This window comes from Aneurinibacillus uraniidurans (genome assembly GCF_028471905.1).
GTDB classification, from domain to species: Bacteria; Bacillota; Bacilli; order Aneurinibacillales; family Aneurinibacillaceae; genus Aneurinibacillus; species Aneurinibacillus uraniidurans.
On sequence record NZ_CP116902.1, the window covers coordinates 3,740,001 to 3,751,872 of the forward strand.

The window sequence follows — 11,872 nt, forward strand, 5'->3', positions numbered from 1 at the left end:
GCTTTCACACCTAACTTAGAAAACCGCCTGCGCGCGCTTTACGCCCAATAATTCCGGACAACGCTTGCCCCCTACGTATTACCGCGGCTGCTGGCACGTAGTTAGCCGGGGCTTTCTCGTAAGGTACCGTCAGACCGGGAGGTCATCCCGGCGGTTCGTCCCTTACAACAGAACTTTACGATCCGAAAACCTTCTTCGTTCACGCGGCGTTGCTCCGTCAGACTTTCGTCCATTGCGGAAGATTCCCTACTGCTGCCTCCCGTAGGAGTCTGGGCCGTGTCTCAGTCCCAGTGTGGCCGATCACCCTCTCAGGTCGGCTACGCATCGTCGCCTTGGTAGGCCTCTACCCCACCAACTAGCTAATGCGCCGCAGGCCCATCCAACAGTGACTCATGGTCTTTCCCAGCAAGGAGATGCCTCCTTGCTGCGTATCAGGTATTAGCACCGGTTTCCCGGAGTTATCCCTGTCTGTCGGGCAGGTTGCCTACGTGTTACTCACCCGTCCGCCGCTAACATCAGGAGTGCAAGCACTCCATCTGTCCGCTCGACTTGCATGTATTAGGCACGCCGCCAGCGTTCGTCCTGAGCCAGGATCAAACTCTCCAATAAAGTTGAAAAGATGATTCACTGAGCTCGAAAGCTAGCTTATAAATAAAATCGAAATTGATTGAACTCGCACACTCGAGTTTCACTGTTCAGTTTTCAAGGAACTTCTTTAGTAGTTCACCGCGTCTCAGCGGCGACTTTATTATCTTATAACATTCTACAGCGTTTGGCAAGTACTTTTTTGAAAAAGTTTTTTTGCTGTTTGTTCTGCTTCATGTTACCGCTACCTATCAGCAGCGACAGGAACTATCTTATCACATTATAAGTATACTTTACAACAAAAGTTTATAAATAAATTAAAAAGCAGGAGTGCATTGCAACCCCCTGCTTTTCTTTCAAACATATTTATACTTCTTCCGTGTTTTCTTCCACTTCTTCTACTTGCTCTGTAGCGCTACGCTCACGCATAAGCGGGAACAGCAGAACATCACGAATGGATGGAGAATCCGTCAACAGCATCACAAGGCGGTCAATCCCGATACCAAGCCCACCTGTTGGCGGCATGCCATATTCAAGCGCCTCCAGGAAATCTTCATCCATCATATGGGCCTCATCATTTCCTGCCTCACGCTCTAGCAGTTGCGATTCAAAGCGCTGACGCTGGTCAATCGGATCATTCAGCTCCGTAAAGGCGTTCGCATGCTCACGACGCACGATAAACAGCTCGAAACGATCCGTAAAACGCTCATCCTCTTCGTTCTTCTTAGCCAGCGGAGATACTTCTACTGGATGTCCATAAATAAAGGTTGGCTGAACAAGCGTTTCTTCAACAAAATGCTCAAAGAACTCGTTCACGATATGTCCGTATTTCGCACCTGGTGGTACCGGAACATTGTGTTTCTTCGCCAGTTCATGTGCTTCCTCATCTGTCATATGCGGCCAGAAGTCAACACCTGTCACTTCCTTGATCGCATCAACCATATGAACTCGTTTCCACTGCGGCTTTAAGTCTACTTCAAGCCCCTGATAGTTAAATGTAGTTATCCCGAATACATCCTGCGCCACATGCGCAATCAATTCTTCGGTTAAACGCATAATATCTTTGTAGTCCACATACGCTTCGTATAACTCAATGGATGTAAACTCCGGATTATGGCGCGTCGAAATGCCTTCGTTACGGAAAATACGTCCGATCTCATACACTTTCTCCAGGCCACCCACAATGAGTCGCTTCAAATGCAGCTCTGTTGCAATACGCATATACAGTTTCATATCCAGAGCATTATGGTGCGTCACAAACGGACGGGCTGCAGCCCCACCCGGAATGCTATGCATCGTTGGTGTTTCCACCTCAAGATATCCACGCTCATCAAGATAACGGCGCATAGATTGCAGGATTAAACTGCGTGCGATAAATGTATCTTTTACGTCTGGATTCATTACCATATCCAGATAACGTTTACGGTAACGGGTTTCTACATCTTTTAACCCGTGGAATTTCTCTGGCAGTGGACGGAGCGACTTACTCAGCATAGTCACTTCATGTGCCTTTACGCTTGTCTCACCTGTTTTTGTTTTAAATACGACCCCTTTAACTCCAAGCCAGTCACCGATGTCGCACATTTTATACATATCATATACATCTTCACCAACCTGATCCTGACGCACATAAATCTGTATACGACCAGATTGATCCTGCAAATGAGCAAAACCAGCTTTCCCCTGACCACGCTTCGCCATCATGCGACCAGCGATTACCACTTCATTTGTCTGCTCAGCTAACTCTTCCTTGTCCACTTCTGCAAACTTATCCAGCACTTCTTTAGCCGTATACGTACGCTCGAACTTTTGGCCGAACGGATCAAATCCTTTTTCACGCAGTGTTGCCAATTTCTCACGCCGTACAACTTCTTGTTCACTTAGTTCTTCCAAACGAGACATGATTACTTTCAACTCCTTACAAACCTTTTACTATTCATGATAGCCTAAAACCGGGCAAAAGCTCCCACGAAAATCGAAGGAGCTCATAAAAAATTCTTATTACTGTACTTTAATATCGACGATCTCGTAGCGAACCGTGCCTGCTGGTACAGCTACATCAACAGTAGAGCCTTTTGCCTTACCAAGCAGCGCCATACCTACTGGAGACTCATTGGAGATTTTATTGTTAATCGGATCAGATTCAGCCGAACCCACGATTGTAAATTCCATTTCATCGCCATACTCAAGGTCTTTCACGATAACAGTAGAACCTACATGTACAACACCTGAATCAAGCTCATCTCCGGAGATCACGCGTGCGTTGCGCAACATTTTCTCAAGCGTAATGATACGCCCCTCGATAAAAGCCTGTTCGTTCTTTGCTTCTTCGTACTCCGAGTTCTCGGACAAGTCACCATAGCTGATCGCTTCTTTAATACGCTGAGCAACTTCGCGACGTTTTACCGATTTTAGTTCTTCAAGCTCATCTTCTAATTTTCTTAAACCTTCGGCGGTTAAAATGACTTCTTTTTCGGCCATTTTCCTGTTCCCCCTATTCATCTTCTATGTCCAATTTATCGTAGAGTGTATGATGAAACCATATTTTTTATGCAAAACATATATGAAACTGCCAGTGGTTCACTGGCAGTTCCGCAGCAGATATTAAGGTATTATATGGTAGGCTGCTATCGTTGTCAAACCTACACCAGACTTGCCTGCTGTCGTGCTTCCCACTCTGCTGTTTTGGCTTCGACGCGCTCCAGATAGGACAGCAATAACTTCGCCATACCCTCTCGTGTTTCCTGCACGTTGACTTCATCACGAATCTGAGCGGATGCAGGCAACCCTTTCAAGTACCAGGCTGCATGCTTGCGCATTTCGAGCACAGCCACTTTCTCACCTTTTACTTTAATCAGGCGATCCAGATGAAGAAGGGCGATCTCGACTTTCTCGCGCGGAGTCGGATCAGGTGGAAGCTCTCCTTTTGTGAGATATTCAACCGTCCGATACAGCATCCACGGATTGCCGAGTGCGGCACGGCCGATCATAACCCCATCACAGCCTGTCTCCTCAATCATCCGCTTCGCATCTTCCGGGGATGCGACATCACCATTCCCGATTACCGGAATGTTCACCGCTTCTTTCGCCTGACGGATGTAACTCCAGTCTGCCTTGCCCTGGTACATCTGTACACGCGTACGACCGTGTACCGCAATGGCAGCCCCACCTGCACGCTCCACTGCTTTTGCATTTTCTACAACATAAATATGGTCGTCATCCCAACCGATACGCATTTTTACCGTAACTGGCTTCGATACGCTCTCGACTACGGCTCCTACCATCTCTTCAATTTTATTCGGATCAAGCAGAAGACGCGCACCTGCATCACAGCTGACGATCTTCGGCACGGGACATCCCATGTTTATATCAATAATATCGGCATTCGTATGCTGATCGACATGCTGTGCCGCCTGAACAAGCGTTTCCTTGTCCCCACCAAAAATCTGCAAACTTAATGGCTTCTCGCGATCGTCTACATACAGCATATCCATCGTTTTCTTGTTGCCGTGGACAATGCCTTTATCGCTAACCATCTCTGCACAGACCAGACCTGTTCCGAATTCTTTCGCAATCAGACGAAACGCCGGGTTGCAGACCCCGGCCATCGGAGCAAGCACAACGTTGTTCTTCAACTCGATATTTCCGATTTTCAGGTTAGCCATACTTTCACCTTCCACGTAAATCTTTTGCTGCGTTCTACACGCAAGTATTCACTATTGTATCACACGTGTCTACTTCCAGCAAAACGATTTACTACGGCGCACACCATCTGTATGTGCCAGCTTCGAAAGTATCTCCTCAATCGATACATTCGTACCTGTAGACAGCGGAATCGCCTGATGCGGCACAAGTTCTGCCAGTGGCACAAGCACAAAAGCACGCTCGATCATCCGTGGATGCGGAATACAAAGCCCTTCTGTATCCACCTGTTGCTCTCCGTATAGCAAAATGTCAATGTCTACCGTGCGTGGACCCCAGCGGATGTCACGCGTTCGCCCCAACTGTTGCTCAATGCGCTGCGTCTCTTCCAGAAGTGTCTGTGGTGGGAGTGTTACATCAGCCTCCAGTACAAGATTATAAAATACATCCTGTTCCACATACCCGACTGGATCGGTTTCGTACAGGGATGAACTTCTAAGCACCTGTATTCCCTGCACCGCTTCAAGCAAACGTACCGCTTCTTGAAGGGTTCTTTCTTTATCCCCCATATTCGAACCAAGCCCAAAAAATACCCGTGTCTCCCCTGTCATTCTATGTACGCTCCCGCTTAATTTCTACAGCTACGGACTGATAATGCCCAGGAATCGGTGGGTCCGGTTTCACAACACGAACGAGTACCTCTACAATTCGTGCATGCTCGGCGAGCAGACGAGTCGCAATCTGCTCCGCTATCGCTTCAATCAACGCATAGCGTTCGTCCTCTACAACCTGCTTTGTAGTTGTATATACATGTGCATAATTTACCGTGTCATTTAAATTGTCACTTCGTCCGGCATCAGACAAATCACAGGCCAACTCCAAATCAACATAAAAACGCTGCCCGAGCTTGTTTTCCTCAGGGAACACGCCATGATAGCCCCAAAATTCCATACGGTTAAACAAAATTTTATCCACGCTTACTCACGTCCTCTCTCCTGACGCCAGCCGTATAGCATCGCGTCCATCATCCGACAGATACGCACCGTCTCTTTTACATCATGAACACGGACAATGTGACAACCACGCTCAATGCCAAGTGCTACGGTTGCCCCGGTTCCTTCCACTCGCTCCGTTACGGGAACTCCACCAAGCGCTTCGCCGATAAATCGTTTGCGCGATGTAGCGAGTAACACTGGATACTCAAGCTCGACGAGTCGATCCAGGCGATACATCATCTCCAAATTGTGCTCGTATGTTTTAGCAAACCCGATACCGGGGTCGAGAATAATATACTGATCTTGCACACCTGCCTGTTTCGCCCGCTCTATACAGTCCCGCATGTCATTCAGCACATCGTCTATGAAGCAGTCATAATTCATGTTATCCCGGTTGTGCATTAAGATAACCGGAACATCCGCTTCTGCCATGACATGCGGCATAGCAGGATCAGCTTTTCCAGCCCATACATCATTAATAATAGAGGCTCCTGCCTGCACAGCTTGTCTAGCTACTTCTGCCTTGTATGTATCAATCGAGAGAGGGACATCTACTTCATGCGCCAACGCCTCGATAACCGGAATCACACGAGATAACTCCTCATCAAGTCCCACCGGCTCGTGCCCAGGCCGCGTCGATTCACCCCCAATATCAATGATGTCCGCTCCCTCCGCCACCATCTGACGGGCATGCTCAAGCGCTCTGTCGATCTGATTATAGTTTCCCCCATCTGAAAACGAATCCGGGGTCACGTTTAAAATTCCCATGACAAGCGTTCGTTCATGTAATGGCAGCTCGTATCTACCTGCCCGAAGAGGTACGTGTACCATTTGTCTTCCTCCTGTCTGCTTCTTTATCTAGATGCTTGCCCGATACAGCTCTAGCAGACGTTTTGTTAGCGTTCCTATTGTACCCGTACCGATCTGCTTTTCATTCACAGCCCGAATCGGTACAATCTCTAGCATCGCATTCGTAATAAACACTTCATCTGCTACCATCAGCTGATCGAGATAATAAAAGCCTTCATGCACCTCAATGCCATTCGATTCCGCAAGTTCAAGCACGAATTCCCGACGTGTGCCCGGAAGAATCCCTGTATTCACATGTGGCGTGTATAGGACCGAGTCTGACACAAAAAACACATTCGAGACGATCCCTTCCGCCACACATGTATTTTCCGTCAGGAACAATCCCTCTACATCCGGATCGTTTCCAATTTCCATTTTACCGAATCGATTGTTCATATAGTGGTGCGATTTGAAACGCCACTCCCCTTCTGGCGTATTGCGCGGACGCTTAAGCACCTGCAGCCGCTTCCCCGTCTCATACAGTGAAGTCGGAAACGCCGCTAGTGGCTTCGTAAAAATCAGCCAGTGTGGATTCTCATACACCCCAGCATACGGGCCTAATCCCTCATCTCCCGCTGTCAGATCCACACGTACATACGCATCGTCTAGATCGTTTTCATTGAGCGTCTGAAGAATTGCAAAGCGAAGCTCTTCTCGCGTCATCGTCACGCGAATACCAAGCTCATCTGCCGCCTCGCACAGACGGCGATAATGCTTGTCCAAAAGAGCAATGTGGCCGTTATATACTCGCATCGTTTCAAACAGGCCAAGTCCATAAAGAAAGCCGTGATCAAACGGCGAGATCACAGCCTGTGTTGCATTGATTAGTTGACCGTCAAGAAAAACCTTCATGCCCGGATCAACACTCCTTTTTATCTACTTTTGTACGGGCGCATAGCGGGTAAGAAAATTACGCAGCATCTGCTTCCCGTGTTCTGTCATAATGGATTCTGGGTGGAACTGTACACCTTCAATCGCCAGTTCGCGATGGCGCAGCCCCATAATTTCTCCCTCCGCTGTCTCCGCTGTAATTTCCAGACAGTCCGGCAAAGATTCTCGCTCTACGATAAGCGAATGATAGCGCGTTGCCTTAAACGGCGATGGCAGGCCCTCGAATACTCCTTGATTATGGTGATACATATCCGACGTTTTGCCATGCATAAGGCGCTCAGCCCGAACTACATTTCCCCCGAATACTTGCGCAATAGATTGATGACCCAGACATACACCAAAAATCGGAATCACCCCCGCAAAGCGCTTAATGGCTTCTAGGCTAATCCCTGCCTCATTCGGCGTACATGGTCCTGGTGAAATCATTAAATAAGAAGGAGCTAACTCTGTAATCTCGTCACACGTAATTTTGTCATTGCGTACAACCCGTAACTCTTCCCCCATCTCACCCAAATACTGCACAAGATTGTACGTAAACGAATCGTAATTATCAATCATCAAAATCATACTCAACTCTCCTCTCTCAAACTCGTCTCAACTGGTCTTCAGTCAGCGCAAGCGCCTTCCAGACGGCTTCCGCCTTCTTTAATGATTCATAATACTCTGCTTTAGGAACGGAGTCAATGACAATCCCTGCCCCTGCTTGTACATGCGCCTGACCGTCTTTGAGAATCATTGTGCGGATGATAATATTGCACACCGCATCCCCGTTAAAACCAAGCAGGCACATCGACCCTGTGTATGGTCCACGTGTGACTGGCTCTAACTCTTCAATGATCTCCATCGTCCGTACTTTTGGTGCCCCGGTAATCGTTCCACCTGGAAATGTTGCAACAATCGCATCATACATATCCTTATCCTCTGCAAGCTCACCGACTACATTCGAGACAATATGCATGACGTGTGAATACTTCTCCACCACCATCAGTTCATCTACATGCACAGAGCTATAGCGACTGACACGTCCAAGGTCGTTACGCTCTAGATCAACGAGCATGATATGCTCTGCTACTTCCTTCTCACTACCAAGCATCTCCTGTACAAGTGCCTCGTCCTCCCTATCGTCCTTCCCACGGCGGCGCGTGCCTGCGATCGGACGAGTACTCAGCTTACCACCCTTCACTTGCACAAGAAGTTCAGGAGAAGCAGAGACAAGCTGGAATTCCGGGAAGCGCAGGAGTCCCATATATGGGGACGGATTAATCTGGCGCAGCACCTCATAGATCGCTTCAGCATCCGCATCGGTTGCCCGTGTCTGACGCACAGACAGGTTGACCTGAAACACATCGCCTGCTCCAATGTATTGCTGTACACGACGCACAGCTTCCTCAAACTCCGTCTGCGTAAATGATGTTACAACAGGTAACGCCGCTACCTCTTCCTCTGTTTGGCTGCCATATGATTTGCTGTCTAACGTATATAGAAGCTCCGCCATCATTTTCAGCTTCTTCTCTCCTGCTTCCACCGTGTTGATTTGTGCAGCAGGTCCAACATGTACAATCATATACATTTCGCGGGTAACATGATCAAAGGCATATACTTCTTCTGCCATCATCAGGTACACATCAGGTAACTTGAGATCGTCCTGTGCACAGCGCGGCAATTTCTCATAATACCGCCCCATATCATAACTCAAGTACCCAACCGCACCACCGTACCAATCCGGCAGTCCGGCATGTACCGCTTCTTTAGCAGACGGTGACTGTTCATGACACATCCAGCGTCTCACAACAGCAAGCGGATCGGCAAGTGTCGTGATCGGTTGTCCATTATAGCAAGCCTGGCCATCTTTATAAGTAAGAGTAGCAACCGGGTTTGCTCCTACATACGTATAGCGCCCGCTCCGTCCACTCTCAATAATAAAAGCATATTCACTCTGTTCTCGCAGCTTTCGATACAACTGCCACGGATCTTCTCTATCCCACGCCTTCTTATCCCAAAGCGGCACACGATCATATTGGGTAAGCTGCTGACGAGTCCACGTGTTCGTCTCTGTCACATTCATCATCCTGTTCTTTCGCATTTAAAAACCCCTGCCGACATTCCGACAGAGGTTGGTCTTTCTTTATTATACGTACTATTCGTCGAATTGATAAAGAGGGGTACTTAAATAACGTTCACCATTGCTCGGAATGATGACTACAACATTTTTGCCTGGGCCGAGTTCTTTCGCCAGCTTTTTCGCTGCATAGATCACTGCCCCGGAAGAGATGCCGCCGAGAATCCCTTCTTGCTTCGCTACTGTACGGGATGTCTCGAACGCATCGTCGTTTTCCACTCGGATGATTTCATTATACACTTCCGTATTCAGTGTATCTGGAACAAATCCAGCACCAATACCCTGAATTTTATGCGGTCCTGGCTTGCCGCCAGACAGTACTGGAGACGCAGCCGGTTCTACCGCTACAATACGAACATCTGGGTATTTCTCTTTCAAAACTTCCCCAACACCTGTGATTGTACCACCCGTACCAACACCAGAGATGAACCCATCGATGCCGCCAATCTCATCACCCTGTTCCAGTAGTTCACGTGCAGTTGTCTCGCGATGAATTTGCGGGTTTGCTGGATTTTTAAACTGCTGCGGTAAGAAATAAGAAGGATCTTCCTTCACTAGCTCTTCTGCTTTACGAATGGCGCCTCCCATCCCTTCAGCACCTGGTGTAAGCACTAGCTCCGCACCGTAGGCACGCAGCAAGTTGCGGCGCTCCATACTCATCGTATCCGGCATGACAAGCACAGCACGATAGCCTTTTGCCGCCGCTACCATCGCCAGACCGATTCCCGTGTTCCCACTTGTCGGCTCAATAATTGTCATGCCTTCTTTTAGTACTCCGTCCTGCTCGGCTGCCTCGATCATAGCTAGTGCAATTCGGTCTTTTACACTGCTACCAGGGTTAAAAAATTCAAGCTTCAAATAAATATTCGCTTCCCCTTCTTCTACAACCCGGTTTAATTTTACTAATGGTGTATATCCAATTAAATCGGTAATGGATTGAGCTACTCGCATCTGATTTCCTCCTCGCAAATCCCTACTAAGGTAATCGGTTTTATAAATAATTATATAGCGAATGACCTACGTCGTCAATGCAGGTTTACAACTGTTCCCTAATATTTTCTAAATGTTCCCTATCGAGATGGTATACCTCGTTGCAAAATTGGCAGGTCATCTCCGCTTCGCCCTGCTCTTCGATAATCGAATCCAATTCTTCTTTACCAAGACTAATCAACGCCCGATTGATCCGGTCAATGGAGCAATGACAATTAAAATACACCTTATGCGTATCAAGCAGGTCAAACTCTTCCCCAAGCACTTCCTTAAGCATCTCTTCCGGTGTCAGCCCTTCATCAATCATCGTCGAAACTGGACGAATGCTAGAAAGAGACCGCTCCAGCTTCTCAATGATATGATCCGGCGTGTTTGGCAGCAATTGAACAATAAAACCTCCTGCAGCACGAATCGTATTGTCTGGATTCACAAGTACTCCAACCCCAACCGCAGACGGTACCTGTTCGGAGACAGTCAGATAGTAGGTGAAATCTTCTCCAAGCTCACCAGATATAATTGGGCTTGTCCCCTGATACGGCTCTTTCAAGCCAAGATCTTTCGTTACGGTAACGCTCCCCTCTGTTCCGACAGCCCGGCGCACATCAAGCTTACCCTGCTCATTTAGCTCCATAAAATGAACATGTGGATTGCTGACATAACCGCGCACTTCTCCGGTCGCATTCGCATCGGCCACAATTTGTCCGATGGGCCCACCGCCGCGCACAATAACAGTAAGACGTTCTTCCCCTTTTAGCATCGCACCAATCATCGCCGCAAATGATACCGTTCTTCCTACTGCTGCACTTACAATCGGCCATGTATCCAAGCGGCGCTGTATCTCGCTAATCGTTTCCGTTGTGCGAACGGCAAATACGCGCACGTGCCCATCATATGCCATCCCACGTACTAAGTAATCATTCATTTCTGTATCGTCCTTTCCTCGTTGGAAATCTATGCGTTTATTGTACCACAATTAGTTTGCAAGCAAAAAAGCGGGAGCTGACCTGCTGGCCGGGCCCCCGCTTTTTGTTATTTTTTGTTGCGATCATAAATGAGACGCAATCCCTTAACCGTCAGCCATGGATCAACTTCATCAATCTGGCTCGATTCACTTCCGATCAATTCCGCCAGCCCACCTGTCGCAATCACTTTTGGCTCAACTGGACATTCTGCTTTCATACGACGTACCAGTTCATCGACCTGGCCAACAAATCCGTAAATAATTCCGGACTGCATCGCATGAATGGTATTACGACCAACGACACTCGGCGGCTTTACAAGTTCGATACGCGGCAGCTTAGCTGCCCGACTGTATAGCGCTTCGGTAGAGATGCCGATCCCCGGTGCGATTGCCCCACCGTGATAGCCACCCTCTTCATCAATTAAACAAAATGTCGTAGCTGTACCAAAATCCACGATAATAAGCGGTGTGCCATAATAATGAATGCCTGCAACTGCGTTTACAATTCGGTCTGCGCCAATTTCACGCGGGTTATCCGCTTTAATATTCAATCCGGTTTTCAGCCCCGGACCGATTACCATCGGCTTCACATGAAAATATTTTTGGCACATTTTCTCAAGCGGGAACATAAGCGGCGGCACAACCGATGAAATAATCGCCCCTTCAATTTGCTCACAAGAGAGCCCACTGTCCAGGAACAAATTTTTGATCAGCATACCGAATTCATCCGCTGTTTTGCTGCGGTCGCTGCTGATGCGCCAGTTATGCTTAAGTTCATCCCCTTCATATACGCCGAGTACGATGTTCGTATTCCCTACATCAATGACAAACAGCATGTTT

The 11,872-nt window shown here is 48.0% G+C and carries 12 protein-coding genes and 1 rRNA gene (1 of these 13 running past the window's edge); all 13 read right to left on the reverse strand.

The genetic code is table 11. From position 1 onward, the window contains the following. A 16S ribosomal RNA gene (locus PO771_RS18840) occupies positions 1–609 on the reverse strand (it extends 929 nt beyond the left edge of the window). A 342-nt stretch (positions 610–951) separates the two neighbouring features. After that, a complete protein-coding gene (gene lysS, locus PO771_RS18845; RefSeq protein ID WP_272561148.1) occupies positions 952–2,487 on the reverse strand; it encodes a lysine--tRNA ligase in 1,536 nt (511 codons plus the stop codon). A 99-nt stretch (positions 2,488–2,586) separates the two neighbouring features. Beyond that, positions 2,587–3,066 (reverse strand): transcription elongation factor GreA, encoded by a 480-nt coding sequence (gene greA, locus PO771_RS18850; protein WP_272561149.1) that lies wholly within the window; start codon positions 3,064–3,066, stop codon positions 2,587–2,589. 161 nt (positions 3,067–3,227) lie between these two features. Next, on the reverse strand, positions 3,228–4,241 hold the full coding sequence (gene dusB, locus PO771_RS18855; RefSeq protein WP_272563219.1) for a tRNA dihydrouridine synthase DusB: 1,014 nt from the start codon (positions 4,239–4,241) through the stop codon (positions 3,228–3,230). A gap of 78 nt (positions 4,242–4,319) precedes the next feature. Continuing rightward, positions 4,320–4,838, reverse strand: coding sequence for a 2-amino-4-hydroxy-6-hydroxymethyldihydropteridine diphosphokinase (gene folK, locus PO771_RS18860; protein ID WP_272561151.1), 519 nt, complete (start codon positions 4,836–4,838; stop codon positions 4,320–4,322). Position 4,839: 1 nt separating this feature from the next. After that, a complete protein-coding gene (folB, locus tag PO771_RS18865; protein ID WP_272561152.1) occupies positions 4,840–5,202 on the reverse strand; it encodes a dihydroneopterin aldolase in 363 nt (120 codons plus the stop codon). Between the two features lie 2 nt (positions 5,203–5,204). Then, entirely contained in the window at positions 5,205–6,053 is an 849-nt protein-coding gene (folP, locus tag PO771_RS18870; protein WP_272561153.1) for a dihydropteroate synthase, read from the reverse strand. Positions 6,054–6,080: 27 nt separating this feature from the next. Further along, entirely contained in the window at positions 6,081–6,923 is an 843-nt protein-coding gene (pabC, locus tag PO771_RS18875) for an aminodeoxychorismate lyase (RefSeq protein ID WP_272561154.1), read from the reverse strand. Positions 6,924–6,947: 24 nt separating this feature from the next. Continuing rightward, the gene (gene pabA / locus PO771_RS18880) at positions 6,948–7,529 is read right to left on the reverse strand and encodes an aminodeoxychorismate/anthranilate synthase component II (protein WP_272561156.1); all 582 of its coding nucleotides are present in this window, start codon (positions 7,527–7,529) and stop codon (positions 6,948–6,950) included. Positions 7,530–7,545: 16 nt separating this feature from the next. Continuing rightward, entirely contained in the window at positions 7,546–9,045 is a 1,500-nt protein-coding gene (locus tag PO771_RS18885; RefSeq protein ID WP_272561158.1) for an anthranilate synthase component I family protein, read from the reverse strand. Positions 9,046–9,099: 54 nt separating this feature from the next. Next, positions 9,100–10,032, reverse strand: a complete 933-nt coding sequence (gene cysK / locus PO771_RS18890; protein ID WP_272561159.1) for a cysteine synthase A — start codon at positions 10,030–10,032, stop codon at positions 9,100–9,102. Between the two features lie 85 nt (positions 10,033–10,117). Next, positions 10,118–10,993 carry an Hsp33 family molecular chaperone HslO gene (gene hslO, locus PO771_RS18895; RefSeq protein ID WP_272561161.1) on the reverse strand — a complete coding sequence of 292 codons (876 nt, stop codon included), beginning with the start codon at positions 10,991–10,993 and terminating at the stop codon, positions 10,118–10,120. A 107-nt stretch (positions 10,994–11,100) separates the two neighbouring features. Further along, entirely contained in the window at positions 11,101–11,868 is a 768-nt protein-coding gene (locus PO771_RS18900) for a type III pantothenate kinase (RefSeq protein WP_272561163.1), read from the reverse strand. Positions 11,869–11,872: the final 4 nt, after the last annotated feature.